14 protein-coding genes are annotated in these 17,061 nt (G+C 70.0%); 8 read left to right on the top strand and 6 right to left on the bottom strand.

The annotated features are described in order from the left end of the window. The first annotated feature begins 6 nt into the window (after positions 1–6). A complete protein-coding gene (dcd, locus tag ASG12_RS20660) occupies positions 7–576 on the top strand; it encodes a dCTP deaminase (RefSeq protein WP_045821360.1) in 570 nt (189 codons plus the stop codon). Positions 577–686: 110 nt separating this feature from the next. Next, positions 687–2,042, top strand: coding sequence for a UDP-glucose dehydrogenase family protein (locus ASG12_RS20655; RefSeq protein WP_055793673.1), 1,356 nt, complete (start codon positions 687–689; stop codon positions 2,040–2,042). A gap of 4 nt (positions 2,043–2,046) precedes the next feature. On the opposite strand, the gene ASG12_RS20650 is transcribed toward ASG12_RS20655, so the two are convergent. Further along, positions 2,047–2,766 carry a MerR family transcriptional regulator gene (locus tag ASG12_RS20650; protein WP_045821362.1) on the bottom strand — a complete coding sequence of 240 codons (720 nt, stop codon included), beginning with the start codon at positions 2,764–2,766 and terminating at the stop codon, positions 2,047–2,049. A gap of 102 nt (positions 2,767–2,868) precedes the next feature. Between ASG12_RS20650 and ASG12_RS20645 the strand changes: the two genes are divergently transcribed. The 4 genes from ASG12_RS20645 to ASG12_RS20630 all read left to right on the top strand — a co-directional run bounded on the left by ASG12_RS20645 (position 2,869) and on the right by ASG12_RS20630 (position 7,789). Beyond that, entirely contained in the window at positions 2,869–3,840 is a 972-nt protein-coding gene (locus tag ASG12_RS20645; protein ID WP_082502247.1) for an alpha/beta hydrolase, read from the top strand. Between the two features lies 1 nt (position 3,841). Beyond that, positions 3,842–4,738, top strand: a complete 897-nt coding sequence (locus ASG12_RS20640; RefSeq protein WP_055793672.1) for an SDR family NAD(P)-dependent oxidoreductase — start codon at positions 3,842–3,844, stop codon at positions 4,736–4,738. 5 nt (positions 4,739–4,743) lie between these two features. Beyond that, positions 4,744–6,282: a flavin-containing monooxygenase gene (locus ASG12_RS20635; RefSeq protein ID WP_055793969.1), complete on the top strand. Its 1,539-nt coding sequence runs from the start codon at positions 4,744–4,746 to the stop codon at positions 6,280–6,282. Positions 6,283–6,343: 61 nt separating this feature from the next. Then, positions 6,344–7,789 (top strand): hypothetical protein, encoded by a 1,446-nt coding sequence (locus ASG12_RS20630; protein WP_055793670.1) that lies wholly within the window; start codon positions 6,344–6,346, stop codon positions 7,787–7,789. A gap of 27 nt (positions 7,790–7,816) precedes the next feature. Here ASG12_RS20630 and ASG12_RS20625 read toward each other — a convergent pair whose 3' ends face one another. Then, entirely contained in the window at positions 7,817–8,389 is a 573-nt protein-coding gene (locus ASG12_RS20625) for a TetR/AcrR family transcriptional regulator (RefSeq protein WP_055793668.1), read from the bottom strand. An 80-nt stretch (positions 8,390–8,469) separates the two neighbouring features. Between ASG12_RS20625 and ASG12_RS20620 the strand changes: the two genes are divergently transcribed. Beyond that, positions 8,470–10,056, top strand: coding sequence for a DHA2 family efflux MFS transporter permease subunit (locus tag ASG12_RS20620; protein ID WP_082502246.1), 1,587 nt, complete (start codon positions 8,470–8,472; stop codon positions 10,054–10,056). Here ASG12_RS20620 and ASG12_RS20615 read toward each other — a convergent pair. The 4 genes from ASG12_RS20615 to ASG12_RS20600 form a co-directional block, all read right to left on the bottom strand. Next, complete coding sequence (locus ASG12_RS20615; protein ID WP_055793664.1) at positions 10,040–11,140, bottom strand: PDR/VanB family oxidoreductase; 1,101 nt, start codon at positions 11,138–11,140, stop codon at positions 10,040–10,042. The genes ASG12_RS20620 and ASG12_RS20615 overlap by 17 nt on opposite strands. Before the next feature lie 20 nt (positions 11,141–11,160). After that, positions 11,161–12,075, bottom strand: a complete 915-nt coding sequence (locus ASG12_RS20610; protein WP_055793662.1) for a metal-dependent hydrolase — start codon at positions 12,073–12,075, stop codon at positions 11,161–11,163. A gap of 11 nt (positions 12,076–12,086) precedes the next feature. Then, positions 12,087–13,856 (bottom strand): SDR family oxidoreductase, encoded by a 1,770-nt coding sequence (locus ASG12_RS20605; protein ID WP_235457710.1) that lies wholly within the window; start codon positions 13,854–13,856, stop codon positions 12,087–12,089. A gap of 62 nt (positions 13,857–13,918) precedes the next feature. Then, positions 13,919–15,004 carry a cellulase family glycosylhydrolase gene (locus tag ASG12_RS20600; RefSeq protein WP_162243455.1) on the bottom strand — a complete coding sequence of 362 codons (1,086 nt, stop codon included), beginning with the start codon at positions 15,002–15,004 and terminating at the stop codon, positions 13,919–13,921. Between the two features lie 208 nt (positions 15,005–15,212). On the opposite strand from ASG12_RS20600, the gene ASG12_RS20595 reads away from it, so the two are divergent. Continuing rightward, a complete protein-coding gene (locus tag ASG12_RS20595) occupies positions 15,213–17,018 on the top strand; it encodes a hypothetical protein (protein WP_082502198.1) in 1,806 nt (601 codons plus the stop codon). Positions 17,019–17,061 lie beyond the last annotated feature (43 nt).

The raw sequence follows: 17,061 nt of genomic DNA, 5'->3' as shown, positions 1-17,061 counted from the left end.
GTGCGCATGCTGCTCTCCGATCGTGACATCCGTGCCGAGCTGGACAGCGGCCGGTTGGCGCTCGCCCCCTACGACCCGGCGTTGGTGCAACCGTCGAGCGTCGACGTGCGCCTCGACGGTCTCTTCCGGGTGTTCAACAACACCCGCTACACCCACATCGACCCGGCGCAGCGCCAGGACGAGCTGACCAGCCTCGTAGAGCCCCCCGAGGGCGAACCGTTCGTGCTGCACCCCGGCGAATTCGTGCTGGGTTCCACCCTCGAGGTCTGCACCCTTCCCGACGACCTTGCCGGTCGCCTCGAGGGCAAGTCGTCGCTGGGACGCCTCGGACTGCTGACGCACTCGACGGCCGGCTTCATCGACCCGGGCTTCACCGGACACATCACTCTCGAGCTGTCGAACGTCGCCAACCTGCCGATCACCCTGTGGCCCGGGATGAAGATCGGTCAGCTCTGCCTCATCCGACTCTCCAGCCCCGCCGAGAACCCGTACGGCAGCGCATCGGTCGGATCGAAGTACCAGGGCCAGCGCGGCCCGACCCCGTCGAAGGCGTACTTGAACTTCGGCAATTCCTGACCCGATGACACACGCCGGTAACGCCGGCGTCGGACCGCGTTCACGCGTACGTTCCACACCGCACTGTTGGGTTGGCGACCAACGAGTTTCGCCTTGTACAGTCGCGGTTCATGAGGATGACTGTCTTCGGGTGCGGCTATCTCGGCGCCACCCACGCCGCCTGTATGGCCGAGCTGGGCCACGACGTCCTCGGTGTGGACGTCGACGCCGAGAAGGTCGCGATGCTCGCCCGCGGCGAGGTGCCGTTCTACGAGCCGGGGTTGCCGGAGGTGCTCGCCCGCAGCCTCGAATCGGGTCGGCTGCATTTCACGACCGACTTCGACGAGGCCGCCGCGTTCGCCGACGTCCACTTCCTCGGCGTCGGTACGCCGCAGAAGCGCGGTGAGTACGCCGCCGATCTGAAGTACGTGTTCTCGGTGGTCGACGAACTCGCGGCGCGCCTCACGGGCTCGCACCTGCTGATCGGCAAGTCGACGGTGCCCGTCGGGACATCCGTGGAGATCAAGAAGCGGATCGCCGCAACCGGCACCTCCGCCGACATCTCCGTCGCCTGGAACCCCGAGTTCCTGCGCGAGGGCTTCGCGGTCGCCGACACCCTGCGGCCCGACCGCATCGTGCTCGGACTCGACCCCGACGGCGACCCCGATGCCGTCGTGGCGAAGGTCGAGGAGGTCTACGCGCCGATCCTCGCGGCCGAAACCCCCTTCCTGCGTACCGATCTGGCGACCGCCGAGTTGGTCAAGGTGTCGGCGAACGCGTTCCTGGCCACCAAGATCTCGTTCATCAACGCGATGAGCGAGGTGTGCGAGGCCGCCGGCGCCGACGTCTCGACCCTCGCCGACGCCATCGGGTACGACCAGCGCATCGGACGCCGATTCCTCAACGCGGGCTTGGGTTTCGGTGGCGGATGTCTGCCCAAGGACATCCGGGCGTTCATGGCGCGTGCCGGTGAACTCGGTGCGTCGCAGGCGTTGACGTTCTTGCGTGAGGTCGACTCGATCAACATGCGCCGCCGTACGGCGATGGTGGAGTTGGCGACCATGGCGTGCGGCGGGAGCCTCCTGGGGTCGAACATCGCGGTTCTCGGCGCGGCGTTCAAACCCGAGAGCGACGACGTGCGCGACTCGCCCGCCCTCAACGTTGCGGGACAGTTGCAGCTCAAGGGTGCCGCGGTGAGCGTCTACGACCCGAAGGCGATGGCCAACTCGCGCAAGCTCTTCCCGACGCTGGACTACACCGACACGGCGCGCGAGGCGTGCCACCTCGCCGATGCGGTGCTGGTGCTGACCGAGTGGGCGGAGTTCCTCGAACTGAAGCCGGCCGACCTGGAGCCGGTGGTGCGCAAGAAGGTGATCATCGACGGGCGGCGCTGCCTCGATCCGGCGGTGTGGATGAACGCCGGGTGGGAGTACCACGGCCTGGGCGGCACACCGCGCGTCGTCGCGCCGACCTCGCACACCCGCTGACCGCTCAGCTCCCGAGGTAGTCCTTCAGTTCTTCCTTCAGCGTGCGGTCGAGCGCACGGTTGAGCGCGTTGTGCGCGGTCTTGGTGGCGACCGCGCGCATCTCGGTGACGAGCACCGCGGCCCACTCCGACTCCTCGTCGCCGCGCGGGATCCATCCGTCGCCGCGGCGGGCCACGAACTCGTCGCGCGCCGCCGAGATCAGGGTCTGTGCGGCGCCGTCGAGGTTCTCGTCGAGCTTGCCGAACACCGTGACCAGCGATCGCAGCGCGAGACCCAGCTCGATGAGTCGGCCCATGCCATAGACGGTGTCGCGGTCGAGCAGGATGTAGTCGTCGCCGTCGCGCTCGATGAGGCCCAGATCGACCATGGCGGCGTAGTCGGCGGCCTCGGAGGAACCGAGTATCGACTCCAGTGCCTCGGCCGAGATCCGTTCGGTGGGGGTCTTCGCCCACGGCTCGGCGAGGATCTCCTCGATGCCGAGCACCTCGGCCAGGCCGTCGCCACGCTGCATCCCGCGGATGAAATCGGCGATGTGGCGCGCGGTGAAGCCGCGCTTGAGGAGGTTGTTGATGAGGGTCAGCCGCGCGAGATGGTTGTCTGTGTAGATCGCGATCCGACCACGCTTCGCAGGACGGGGTAGCAGCCCCCGGTCCTGATAGCCACGCACGTTGCGCGTGGTCGTCCCGGCGGCGCGGGCCAGGTCGTCGATCCGATACTCAGTCATCAGCGCAGAAGCATACCGCCAGGTTCGTCACTGCCATTTGTCTTTGTCTCATGGAAAACCGTGACATTGACAAGTGTCACCATCTGTGGTGATCTCGTCGGCGTGAGAAGCTCCCTCCGATCACGCGTCCTGGTCACCTCGACCGCGCTGTGGTTGCCGCCGCTCGCCGAGCGCGTCCCCGCCACACCGCAGGGCGTCCGGTTCACCCGACGACTCGTCGCCACCACCATGCGACTCGGTGGACGGGTGCCAGCCGGCACCCAGGTCGACCGGGTCCGGACCGCCACCGACGACGGGTCACCGATCCGCGGCGAGTGGGTGCGCCACCGCAGCGTCACCGACACCCGCCGGGTCATCCTCTACGTCCACGGCTCGGCGTACGCGATCTGTTCGGCGGCCACCCACCGCGCGCTCGTGGCACGCCTGTCGAAGGCATCAGGGCTCGCGGCGTTCAGCGTCGACTACCGCCTGGCCCCCGAGCATCTCTTCCCGGCCGCCGCCGACGACGTCGCCGCGGCCTACCGATGGCTGATCGCCACCGGGCACGAGCCCGCCGACATCGTGCTGGCCGGAGACTCCGCCGGTGGTCACCTCATCCTCGACCTGCTGGCCTGCAACGCCCGCGAGGACGCACCCCAGCCCGGGGCGGTGGTGATGATGTCGCCGCTGTTCGATCTCACCCTGGCGTTGGCCGCCGAACGCGAACGCGTACGCCGCGACCCGATGATCTCCGCGAACGCCGCGGCCCGCCTGGTCGGCCACTACACGCGCGGCGCCGATCACGACGGCCCGCGCCTGCGGCTCGACCTGGCGAAGGGGTCGGTGCTGCCGCCGATGCTGGTGCAGGCCGGCGGCGCGGAGATGTTGAGCGCCGACGCGCGCAGGGTCGCCGGGGTCGTGACCGCGGCCGGCGGCCGGTGCGAACTGCAGATCTGGCCCGGTCAGATGCACGTCTTCCAGGCCTTCGACCGCCTGATCCCCGAGGCCGACCGTGCCGTCGCCGCGGCCGCGGTCTTCCTGCGCACCGCGTTACGACGCGACCATTCGATCACCGGCAACCGACGGAGTGCATGACATGGGTCGAACCATCCCCCGCACGCGACAGGCGCGCGCGGTCGTCACCGGCGCGGGCAGCGGCATCGGTCGCGCCTTCGCCCTCGAACTCGCCCGCCGCGGCGGGCAGGTCGTCTGCTCCGACATCGATCACGACCGCATCGCCGAGACCGTCGAGATGATCGAGCGAGCAGGGCAGGGAACGGCGCACGCGGTGTTCTGCGACGTCTCTCGCACCGACGACATCGATGCCCTCGCCGAGCGCGCCGAGGAACTGCTGGGCGGACCGACCTCGCTGATGATCAACAACGCCGGCGTCGGCATCGGCGGGAGGCCGGTGGGGGAGATCGGTCTCGAGGACTGGCAGTGGGCGCTGGGGATCAACCTCTGGGGCATGGTCTACGGCTCGGAGAAGTTCGTCCCGCAGCTGCGGCGCGCGGGTCGCGGCGGCCTGATCAACGTCGCCTCGACCGCGGCCTTCTCGGCCGCCCCGGGTATGGCCGCCTACAACGTCGGCAAGGCCGGGGTCCTGGCGCTGTCGGAGACCATCGCCGCCGAACTCGGCGGGACGGGCCTCGCGGTCACCGTGCTGTGTCCGACGTTCGTGAAGACCAACGTCGCCGTCGACGGCCGCATCACCGCCGAGGCGGGCCGACTGGCCGGAACGCTCATGCGCTGGACCGGGTTGTCGCCCGAGCGCGTCGCCCGCGGCACCCTCGACGCCCACGACCGCGGACAGCTCTACGTCGTGCCGCAGCTCGACGCCAAGGCCATCTGGGCCGCCAAACGCCATCTGCCCCGGACCTACACCGCCGGTGCGGGTCTGCTGAACCGTCTGCTTCCGGCCGTCGCCCCCACCACGGCGCCGACCGCGGGAGCAGCACATCCGACATCCACGACCACCGCCCCAGGAGCGTGACCACCATGGCCAGCGATCCCACCACCCGTCCCCGCGACCTCGTGGACTCACCCGTCTACGAGACGGTCATCATCGGCGCGGGTTTCGCCGGCATCGGTGCCGCGATCCGACTGCAGCAGGCCGGAGTCGAGGACTTCGTGCTCATCGAACGAGACACCCGACCGGGCGGCACGTGGCGCGACAACACCTACCCGGGCGCGGCGTGCGACATCCCGTCCCGGCTCTACTCGTTCTCGTTCGCGCCGAATCCCGATTGGTCACACACCTATTCGGGCAGCGAGGAGATCCTGCGCTACATCGACCGCATGGTCGCCGATCACGATCTCGACCGCCGCATCCGCTACCGATCGACCGTGACCGGCGTCGTGTTCGACGAGCCGAACGGGGTGTGGGAGGTGGCGATCTCCGGCGCCGAACCCGTCTTCGCGCGCACGATCGTCGTCGCGTCGGGTCCGCTGTCGACGCCGGGCTACCCCGACATCCGCGGGATCGAGGAGTTCACGGGTAAGCGCATGCACAGCGCCGACTGGGACCACGACTACGACTTCACCGGCAAGAAGGTCGGCGTGATCGGCACCGGTGCCAGCGCGGTGCAGATCATCCCCGAACTGGTCGAGCAGGCCGCGCAGGTGTCGGTGTTCCAGCGGACCCCCGGTTGGGTGCTGCCGCGCCTCAACCCGGCGGTCAGCTCCCGAACCCGCAAGGCCTACAAGCGGATCCCGCTGCTGCAGTCGGCGGCACGCACCGCCTGGTACTGGGGACACGAGTCGGTGGCACTGGGTGTCGTGTGGAACTCGCCGCTCACCCGGGTCGTCGAGGCGGTCTCCAAGGCGAATATGCGCGCGCAGGTGAGCGATCCGTGGATGCGACGCCAGCTCACCCCCGACTTCCGCGCCGGATGCAAGCGTCTGTTGATGACGAGCAAGTACTACCCCGCACTGCAGAAGGACAACTGCCGCCTCATCACCTGGCCCATCGCCCGCATCAGCGAGCGCGGCGTGCGCACGGTGGAGGGTGTGGAGCACCAGTTCGACTGCCTGGTGTTCGCGACCGGCTTCGAGGTGTCCAAGCAGGGGTCGCCCATCCCGATCACAGGTCGCGAGGGACGGGTGCTCGGCGACGAGTTCGCACGTGGCGCCTACGCCTACCGGAGTTTCGCGGTGTCGGGATATCCGAACCTCTACTTCACCTTCGGCCCCAATTCGGGCCCCGGGCACAGCTCGGCCCTGGTGTACATGGAGGCGCAGATCGACGCGATAGTCATGGCGGTCACCACGGTGCTGCGACGGCGACTCGCGGTGCTCGACGTGCGACGTGACGTCCAGGACCGGCACAACGCCGACATCCAGCGTCGCCTGACGAAGACCACCTGGAACTCCGGATGCAGCAGTTGGTATCTCACCGACGACGGCTTCAACGCGACCATGTACCCGGGCTTCGCCACCCAGTACGTCGCACAGATGCGCGGGGTCGATCTCACCACGGACTTCACCGCGGTCGCCCTCGGCGAGCGCGCATCGCACGCCCGGGCGTCGCGCGTCTGAGTGATAATCTCGAACGCGATCGGCGCCGTGGGGATGGCGACGGTCGTGTCTCGGGGGGGAAATGTCCACTGCGCAACGCGCGCCGCATTCCGGTGCGGTCATGCTCGACGAGTCGCTGCTGCACGAGGTGCAGCGGACGCTCGCTGCCTCGGGCATCACCGACTGCGCCGCTTTCGTGCTGGTCGAGCTCAACGAGGGTGGTCTGCGGACCGCGGTCGTCGACAGCTCGACCGGTGCGAGTCTCGTCGAGCGCGGCGACGGCAAACTGTGCCCGCGGATGCTCGATCTGTCGATGGCCGACCACCTGGTGCGTTCGGGACGCGTCGAGCGTCCCGCATCGTTCGACTGGGCGACCGAGCTGATCGACCTGATGCCCGACGTCCGCGCGCGGCTGGCGGTCACCGACGGCGCGTTCGCGATGGGTGCGAGCCACGTCGCGATGTTCCGGGTGTCGCGGCGCGACTACTACGCGGGGTTGCAGCCGCACCTGCTCGCGGCCCAGAGCCTGTGGCAGGCAGTCGCTCTCAACTCCGCGCCGCCGGTCGGTGCGCTGGTCTTCATGCCGGAGCACGAGCAGTGGCCGGGGCTGTTCCCGACGCTGTCGCACCTCGCCCCGATCCCGGCCGTCGCGCTGCGCGACCCCGGGCCCGACACCGCTGTCCCCGCGGTCGGCGCCCGGCGCCACCAGGACGACGAACCGACTGACGCCGCCGCCGTCCCCGTCTCGGCGGCACCGGACCACGACCCCGCGCCGGCACCGGTGATGCCGAGCCCGCTGCCGCCGGCCCCGCTGCCCGTCCCGGCGGCACCCACCGCTCCCCCGGCCCCGTTCGTGGCGGCCGTCCCGCCGCCGATCGAGGTCCTACCCGCGCCGTCCGGACACCGTGGTCATGCGGTAGAACAGGCCCATGACAGCCTCGTGTCCGGGGCTCGCCTGCCGACCGGGAGCTTCCTCCCGGACCCGTCCCCGTACGCCCTGGCCGGAGCGACCGGCGAACAGGACGTCTACCGTTCCGCCGATCTCGGCGAGCGGACACCGGCCCCCGTACAGGAAAATCGTGACGTGATGCATGCACCCGGCCCGCGGCACTACACGCCGCCCGCACACCAGACCCGCGCGATGACCGAGGGCTCCCGAGCGGACCACCGCCGCGTACTCCTCGGCGTCGCCGCGGTCATCGGGGCGGCCGTCGTCGGTGGCCTCATCATCGGGCTGTCCTGGCTCGGTGGCGACAGCGACGCGCAGCGCCCGGCGTCGGCGGCTGCGCAGGGCATGGTCGCCCAGACCTCGACGGTGCCGGTGAGTCCCGCGCCCACCTCGCGGCCACCGCTCGACACCCGTGCCGCCCAGGCCCCGCTGCTGCGCTACACACCACCGCCGCCGCCGACGGCCGACCAGCAGACCGCGCAACGCAGCGCACCGACTCGCCGTGCGGCCCCGCCGCCTCCGCGTCGACGCAGCATCCCCAACCCCATCCCGGGGTTGCCGCCCATCCTGCTGCCCTGACCGCCGACACCGGGCCGGGTGCAGCCCTCAGGTCGGCGCGACGCCCCGCTCGATGACGTCGAGGATCGATTCGTAGACGGCGTCCCGGTCGACCGGGATCGGTGACGACGCATCGAGTTCCAGACTCACGGCGCCGTGGACACAGGACCACACCGACAGGGTGAGCTCGAACGGGTCGTCGGCACGCACGATCCCGGACGCCTGCGCGTACCGGATGATCTCGGTGAGCGATGACAACGCGAGGAGCCCGGCCTCGCCGCCGAGATCGCAGTCGGGCGAGAACATCAGGCGATAGAGCGTCGGATTGTCCTGCGCGAAGCGGCGATACGCGCGACCGGAAGCGCGAAAGCGCGTGCGGGCGTCGGTGTCGACGACGGCGGTGAGGTACGTACGCAGCCGGTCGAACCCGTCGGAGACGATCGCCCCGACGAGCCCGTCCTTGCCGTCGAGGTGGTTGTAGACACCCATCGGTGCCACGCCGGCTTCCGCGGCGACCGCGCGGACGGTGAGGCCCGCGACGCCGTGCTCGACGAGAACGCGATGACCCGCGGCGATCAGTGCGGCCCGGACATCTGCGGCCGGGGTCCGCTTGGCAACCATCTTGACAGCCTACTAGAACAGTGTTCTTCTTAGATAGAACGATGTACTACAACAATGGCACGACGTACCAGGAGGCGGCCATGGCCGATGCACTCTCGTCCCCGTCCATCGCGGTGATCCCCGAGTTCGACCGGGACGCAACCGCCCCGATCCGATCCTCCCGCCGCTGGTGGGCGCTGGGCGCACTGTGTCTCGCGACCCTCATGGTGATGATCGACAACACGATCGTGAACGTGGCGCTGCCGACCATCAGTCGCGATCTCTCCGCGAGCAACTCGGGTCTGCAATGGGTGGTCGACGCGTACACCCTCGCGTTCGCCGGGTTGCTCATCACCGGCGGCCACCTGGGCGACCGGTTCGGCCGCCGGCGTGCCCTGCTGGTCGGCGTCGCGGGCTTCGCGGTGGTGTCGGTGATCGCCGCCGAGTCGACGTCGCTCTGGATGCTCATCGCGTCCCGCGTCGGTCTCGGTGTGTTCGCCGCGCTGGTGTTCCCGGCGACGCTGGCCCTGGTGACCGGCATCTTCGCCGACGCGAGGGAGCGGGCCGCGGCCTTCGGTGTGTGGGCGGCGATCACCGGTGTCGCGGTCGCGATCGGCCCGGTGCTCGGCGGATGGCTGCTCGAGCACTACTCGTGGGCGTCGGTGTTCTGGGTCAACCTGCCGTTCGCGGCCCTGGTGGCCGTCGCCGTGGTGGCACTGGTGCCCGCGGGCGCATCGGCGCGCGAGCCGGGTGCGTTCGACGTCATCGGTCTCGCGCTGTCGATCGCGGGCATGGGGTTGCTCATCTACTCGGTCATCGAGGGGCCCAACCACGGGTGGGCCGACATCCGCACCCTCGGCGGCATATTCGTGTCAGTGGCTCTGGTCGCGGTGTTCGTGCGCCGCGAATCCCGTTCCGCCCATCCGATTCTCGACGTCCGCGTGTTCCGGAACCGGCAGTTCTCGGCGGCGTCGGCGATGATCGCGCTGGCGTTCTTCGGCCTGTTCGGCTTCATCTTCCTCGTCACGCAGTACTTCCAGGCGGTCAAGGGATACGGAACGCTCTCGGCCGGCCTGCACACCCTGCCGTTCGCCGTGGTGCTGGCCGTGGTCTCGCCGGTGGCGATGGTGCTGGTCGGCCGCCTCGGGGTCGCGGTGGTCTCCGCCACCGGCGCGGTGATGATGGGCGGCGGGTTCGCCCTGGTGCTCGCGGCCGGGATCGACAGTTCCTACTGGGGTCTCATCGTCTGGTCGATGAGCCTGATGGCCGCGGGCCTGGGCCTCATCTCCGGCCCGTGCACCCACGTGGTGATGAACGCGCTGCCCCCGGCGCAGGCCGGCGCGGGTGCCGCGGTCAACGACACCACCCGTGAGTTCGGCGGCGCCCTGGGCGTCGCGGTGCTGGGCTCGGCGCTGTCGAGTGTCTATGCCGCCGCGGTCGTCGACTCACCGACGCTGGCCGGGCTCCCCGAACCGGTCCGCGCCGCCGCCGAGACCTCGGTGATGGCCGGGGTCGAGGTGGCGCGGGGTGTGCCCGCGCAGTTCTCCGAGCCGGTCCTCGCCGCGGTACGCGACGCCTTCGTCGACGGTCTGCACCAGTCGGTGTGGGTCGCGGTGGGCACCGCACTGATCGCCGCACCGGTCTGCGGATGGTTCTTGCGCGAGCGCGCGACTACATCTGGAGAGTGAGATCGGTTCCGTCGCTGCGGGAGACGCAACTGAGCATCCAGCCCGCCGCCCGCTCGGGCTCGGTGAGAAGGGTGTCGCGGTGGTCGACAACACCCTCGGTGACGCGTACCCGACAGGTCCCGCAGAACCCCTGCTGGCACGAGTACGGGACCGCGGGCCGCGTGCGTCGCAGCGCGGCGAGGGTCGACTCGGTGGCCGAGACCGGAACCCGCTCGCCGGTGGAGGACAACGTCACCTCGAACGCGTGCCCGTCGAGAACCGGAGGTGGACTGAACCGTTCGAAGTGCAGTTCGGTGTCGTCGAGATCGCGCATCGCGGTACGGATCGCCTCGAGCATCGGGACGGGCCCGCAGCAGTACACCGCGGTCTTCGGCGCGATCGGCCCGAGCAGTTCGTCGGCCGTCGGGATCCCGCCGTCGTCGTCGGTGCGGATGGTGACACGGTCACCGTGGCTGCGCAGCGCCTCGATGAAGGGAAGCGAGTCGGCGCTGCGGCCGGTGTAGATCATCGACCAGTCCAGATCGAGCCGGTCGGCGGCGGCCACCATGGGCAGGATCGGCGTGATGCCGATGCCGCCGGCGATGAACCTCAGACGCTGTGCGGGGGATCCGCGGCCGGGCAGGGCCAGCGGGAAGGCGTTGCGCGGCCCCTTGATCTCCAGGGTGTCGCCGACGCGCAGGGTGTCGTGGACCTCGATCGACCCGCCGCCACCGGTGGGGATGCGACGCACCGCGATGCGGTAGTGGGTGCGGTCGGTGGGATCGCCGCACAGCGAGTACTCCCGCATGCGCCCCGACGGCAACAGCAGGTCGAGGTGCGCGCCCGGGTACCAGGGGGTGAGCTCGGCGCCGTCGAGCGACTCGAACCGCAGCGACACGACGTTCTCGTCCTCGGCGACGACCGTGCGCTCGGTGATCCGCACCGTCGTGATGCCGGCGTCGGGCGGCGGGATGTGGGGTTCACGCATGAACCGCACGAAGAACGGGTATGCGCGGCTGAGGATCTCGACGGCCTTCATCGCCGGATCGTGGCGGTATCGGCCGTAGAGGTGGGCCGGGGTCTGCTCGAGATCGCCGACCTCCATGCGCCCGGCGCGCTCGGAGGTCACCGTCCCGCGCCGCGGGCCGCCGGGGAGGCGGCGAGGTAGGCGACGGCCTGTGCGGTGGAACCGATCTGGTCGGGATAGAACGTCGGCTTGAAGTAGCTGAACGTCGCGAACACGATCGACCGCAGCGTCGGCAGCACACCGGCGCGGGCACCACGGGCGTACTCGGTCCACATCCGTCGGTAGGAGTACTTCTGGTACGGGTCGCTCTTGGCGATGAAGCGGCTTCCGCGATGGATCAGCAGCAGCAGCCCCGACAGGGCCATGAACATCGCGCGCCCGCGGCGGAGGTAGCCGTCACCGAAGTAGGCGGCCACGTCGTGGGCGACGCAGCGGTGCTCGACCTCCTCGGCGCCGTGCCAGGTGAACAGGTCGGTCATCGCCGGGTCGGAACCGTGTGCGCGCCAGGTGTTGTTGAGCGCGAAGTCGCCGAGGATCGCGGTGTAGTGCTCGATGGCCGCGATCAGCCACAGCCGCTCCACGAGATCCTTGCGCTGGGCGTCGGGCGTCCACGAGGTCTTGGGGGAGAGCACTTTCCGGAACAGCCACTGCATCTGCCGCTGGAACGGACGCGGGTCGAGACCGTGGCGGTCGAGGAAGTCCCACAGCACCTTGTCGTGGGCCTCGGCGTGCATGGCCTCCTGACCGATGAACCCCCGCATGGTGGCGGCGAGCTCCTCGTCGGCGACCAGCGGCAACGCCTCGTTGTAGGTGGCGACGAACCATCGCTCGCCCTCGGGGAGCAGCAGGTTGAGCATGCTGATCACGTTGGACGCCATGGGGTGACCGGGGATCCAGTGCAGCGGCGTCTTGTCGAAGTCGAACGCCACGTCGCGTGCGTGCAGGGTGACGGGGCCCGGGTCGGTGTGGGGGTCGTGGGGGTCGTGGGTGACCCGCGTGGACAGATCGGTCATGGCGAACTCCTCTAGAACAACGACGTCCGCGCCATACGGCGCGAGAGTGCGGGCAGGAATCGGTACACGCGGTATCCCACCGAGGCCTCGATGGTCACCGGGACGACGGCACGGTTGCGGGTGATGGCGTCGAGGATCTCCACCGCGACACGGTCCGGGGTGAATCCACGGCGTCGGTACATGCCGTTCATCCGGTCGCGCAGACGCTCCTGGTTGTCGCCGGTGGCGCCGGCGAACTCGGTCGCGGAGATGATGTTGGTGTCGACGATGCCGGGGCAGATCGCCGAGACGCCGATGTGGTGTTCGGCGAGTTCGGCGCGCAACGACTCGCTGAGCAGCAGCACCCCGGCCTTCGTGGCCGCGTACGCGCCGAGCCCGCGCTGCGGGGTGAACGCGGCGGCCGAGGCGAGGTTCACGATCTGGCCGCCGAGTCCGCGGGCGACCATCAGCCTGCCGAACTCGCGGCTGCCGGTGGCCACGCTCACGAGGTTGATGTCGACCAGGCGTCGGATCTGGGCGTCGGTGGCGTCGAGAAGTGCGCCCGCCAAGCCGATCCCGGCGTTGTTGACGACGATGTCGGGGACGCCGTGGGTCTCGGCGACGGTGGCGGCAAACCGGGCGAAGGCGTCGCTGTCGGCGACGTCGAGGGCGTAGGCGCGGGCCGTGCCGCCGGAGCCGGTGATCTCGTCGGCCGTCTTCTGGGCGGCGCCGAGATCGATGTCGGCGATGACCACCTCGCCACCCTCGGCGGCCAGCAGCAGGGCCGTCTCGCGCCCGATCCCGCTGCCACCGCCGGTGACGACGGACAGCGTCCCCTCGACGGCGCCGCGGCTGTCGCCGGTGACGCGGGCGCGGGCCACGGTCGCGCTCGGCTCCCCGCTGATGATGGACTCGATGAAGTCGATCGCGTTCTCGGCCAACAGCTCCGGGCGCGAATACGGCAGCCAGTGTCCGGTCGGCAGGTCGCGCCGCCACAGGCCGTCGGTGTAGCGCGGGGTGTTGTCGAAGATCGCGCTCCGCAGCGCGATGTCGCGGGTGTTGACGATCTCGAGGGTCGGCACCGTCGTCGACCGGGCGTCCGGCGAGAACAGGTGCGCGCGGATGTTGGCCCGGTAGTAGCGCAGGCCCGAGATCATGTCGTGGTGCAGCGTGGGTCCCACGGCGACGTCGCCGGGTGCGGTGCCCTCGACGCGGTGCAGGAACTGCCGCCACACCGGCGCCCACCCGAGCGCGCCGAAGAACACCTTCGGCACCACGGGGAGCTGGAACATCACGGTGTAGGCCGACGATGCGATCTGCGACAGCGCCTGCCTCAGTGCCGTCGGGGTGGGGTGTGCGAGCTTCTCGCGCGCCCAGGTGCCGAGGTGGTCGAGGTTGGGGCCCGAGACCGAGACGAACGAGGCGATCCGGTCATCGGCGCCCGCGGTGGTCACCGCCTCCCACGTCTGCACCGAACCCCAGTCGTGGGCGACCACGTGGGCGGGAACGTCGGAGACGGCGTCGATGACCGCGAACAGGTCGGCGGCGAGCTCGGCCAGCCGGTACGGCGCATCGCCCGAGGGTGCGTCGCTCTCGCCGTAGCCGCGGGTGTCGTAGGCGACCACGTGGTAGCGCTGCGCCAGGATCGGCGCCACGTGGGTCCACAGGTGGTGGGTGTCGGGCCACCCGTGGACCAGCACGACGGTCGGCGCGTCGGCGTCGCCGGCCTCGAAGACGGCCAGCTGCACACCGTCGCGGGTGACGGTGCGACGCCGCCACAGATCACGTTCGGATGACTCCACGGATCTGCACGTTACACCCAGTTACAGGTACTTGGGGCACGAATCGTGCCGGAGAACCCGCGCTAGCGCGGCGCCCCGCATCGGGCCAGGTAGGCGCGCAGATCGTTGTAGGCGGGCTTCGGGCTGCCGTTGGAGTAGCGGAGTCCGAAGTTCTGTTCGCGGTCGAAGACGTTCGGTCCGGCGTCGCGCAGCGAGTAGACGAACACGTTGCCGACGTAGCCGAACTGCCTGGCCCGGGCGACGCCGTGGACGATCATCGCCGACTGCGCCGCGGGGCTGACCGCGTTGGAACCCGACCCGGTGGGCGCACCGAACTCGGTGATCCAGATCGGCTTGGCGCCGTCGCCGCCGGCGACCATCGTCGCGTGGACCGCCGGGATCGCGTTGAAGTAGTTGTACGGGTTCGGTCGGGTGTCGGACGGATCGATGGGATAGCTGTACGGGTGCACCGACACGACGTTGAGGAACGGCGCGGCGCCCGCGCCGTACATGGCCCGCACGAAATCGACCGGGTTCATGTTGCCGCCGCCGTTGCCCGCGCCGGTGACACCGCCACCGACGATGAGCGCACCGCCGTTGACGCTCCGGATGGCGGTGCTCGCCGCGGCCAGCAACTGCACGTAGCGTCCCGGGTCGACGCGGGGCATGAAGAAGGCCTGCAGGTTCGGCTCGTTCCAGATCTCGTACGCCGACAGCGCATTCCCGTAGTGCGAGGCCACGCGTGCGGCGAACGCCCCGAAGTCGGCCGGGTTGGCCGGTACGACCTTGTCGGAGTCGACCGGCGACGCCGCGCGCGCCCATCGCGGGGTGTAGGCCACGATGCCGAGGACCTTGAGGCCTTGTGCGCGTGCGGCGTTCACCAGTCGGTCGGTGGTGCCCCAGGTGAACACGCCGCGGTCGGCCTCGATCGAACTCCACGCGATGTCGATGCGGGTCCAGGTCGCGCCGAGCGCGCGCATCTGGGCGAAGGTCTGGTTCAGGTCGGCGTCGGAGTATCCGTAGATGGACGCGCCGGGGGACACACCCACCGTGGTCGCGCATCCGGCGGCGGTGGCGGCCGGGGCCGCGGCGGTGGTGGCGACGCCGACGACCGTCGCCGCGGTCATCACCAGTCGCATCCAGCGTGATCGAAGTGTGAGCTGCATCATGTCCTCGTGTCTGTCGTGCGTGATCGTGGTGTTGGACAAGTTGTTCGCCGCCCGCGTCATCGGCGGTCGGAGGCACTACACGACTGGAGTGAACGCCCCCTTCGCCAGCGTGCAGTAGCATGTGGATCGGCATGACCGATCGCCCTCGGGGAGGGGGCACGGGGAGCAACCGCTGGGGAGGCGTGTTGCAGGGGGAGTTGATGTTCGCATGAAGCAAAACACACGCACGCCGTCGATGGGCAATGAGCCCACCGTAGATCTCGTCGGACACCTGCGCGGACTGCTGAAGGTCGCACCTGTCGCGATCGTCGTCGCGATCGTGGTGGCCCTGGGCGTGTTCGGCTACCAATCGGTCGCCGCGCAGCGCTATCAGGCGTCTGTCGTCGCACAGATCGTCACGCCGGGTGCCGCGGCCAGTGGCCAGTCCGGTCCGACCTCCACCGACGCCGCGACTGCCGCCGGCCCGTTCGTCGCGCTGGCCTCCGACCAGCAGGTTCTCGAACAGATCGCGAAGACCTCGGGCCTGCGCCTCGACCCGTCGCAGCTGTCGGCCGACATCGTCGTCGCCGCGTCGACGGTGCCCGGCATCGTCGACGTGACCGCCGAGGCCGACTCGGCGCAGGACGCCTCGACCCTGGCCAAGGCCGTGGTCTCCACGCTCGACTCGACCTACGTGCAACGCCAGCAGTCGGCTGCCTCGGCCCCGGCGAGCAACGGCATGAGTACCGGATTACAGGCGCTCACCACACAATTGGAGTCGCTCACCTCGCAACTCGACGGTGTCATCACCGCCGACGGACCGGCCGCGGGGATCCTCACCGCACTCAAGTCGCAGATCGACCAGCTCCGGCAGCAGCAGCAGACCGCGGCCTCGGCCACACAGCCGATCACCGCCGCCACCCAACGTCTCATCCTGCTGTCGCAGCCGGCCGGCGGTCCGAAGGCCGCGAGCATCCCGCCGATCGCCATCGCCGGCGTGGCCGGGCTTCTCGCACTGATCCTCTCGGCCGAACTGCTCGTGTTCGCCCGGTCGTTCCTCGGCCGTTCGGTGAACCGCGAGTGGTCGCGTCGCATCGGTCGTCGCGCACACGCCGTCGTCGACATCCCGCGTCGCGGCGAGGAGATCTCGACCTCGACGCTGGCCGCCGTGGCGCGTGTCTCGGGTCCGGTGCTGATCGTCGCCTCCGAGCAGGTACGCGGTGTCGTGGCACGCATCGTCGCCCACGTCCACGGCCGGGTCGACGGTCGTGACATCGACGACGACGACTGGACCCCGGACGAGCGCGACCATTCGCTGGCCGTCGTGGTGGTCCGTGACGGTCAGGTCGAGCGCGCACGCGTGGCGAAGGCGCTCGAGACGCTCGCGGCGTGGAACATCCCGTCGATCCTCGTGGTCGCGCCGAGCGGTCGCGGAAGCTTCCGCCTGCCAGGCGGTCTCGCGGTCGCGTTCCGCAAGCCCTCCGACGCCGCGGCGCCGGTGCGTCCCTCCGTTGCCGCGCCTGCGCCCGTGCAGACCCCGGCGCCCGCGCCCGCGCCGGTCACACCGCCCCCGCCGATCACCCCGAACGATCCCGCCGCCGGATATCTGCCCTACCGGCCCCTCGCCGCCGAGGGTGCGGGCGGTATGTCCGCCGTGCCGACCCGCGCCACCAACGGTGCCCAGGCGCATGCGGGTTCGGCGCAGCCGGTGCCGGTTCAGCAGTCGGAACCGGTTGCGGCCGACGGGAACGCAGTGCCCGACGAGAACGCAGCGCCCGACGAGAAGCCGAGCGCCGACGAGAACGTGGCGTCCGTCGAGGACCAGGTGCCCGACGAGAACGCGGTGTCGGAGCGGGACGTCGAGGCCGATCAGGACACCGCATCCGACGACGCCGAGTGGCCGGACGAGGCTGCGGCCGAGAGCTTCTCGGATGACGCAGACGCCGACATCGAGGTAAACGCCGACATGGACACCGACGCCGACTCCGAGAGCATCGACGAGTCCGAGCGCACGCCCCAGTCGGCGCACAGCTGAGGAGACACCGAGCGAACCACCGCCGCTGAGCCGCCTGTCGGTT

Source organism: Williamsia sp. Leaf354, from assembly GCF_001424365.1.
Lineage (GTDB): Bacteria > Actinomycetota > Actinomycetes > Mycobacteriales > Mycobacteriaceae > Williamsia_A.
The sequence above is the reverse complement of the archived record's forward strand: the minus strand, read 5'-3'. Positions and strand labels throughout refer to the sequence as shown.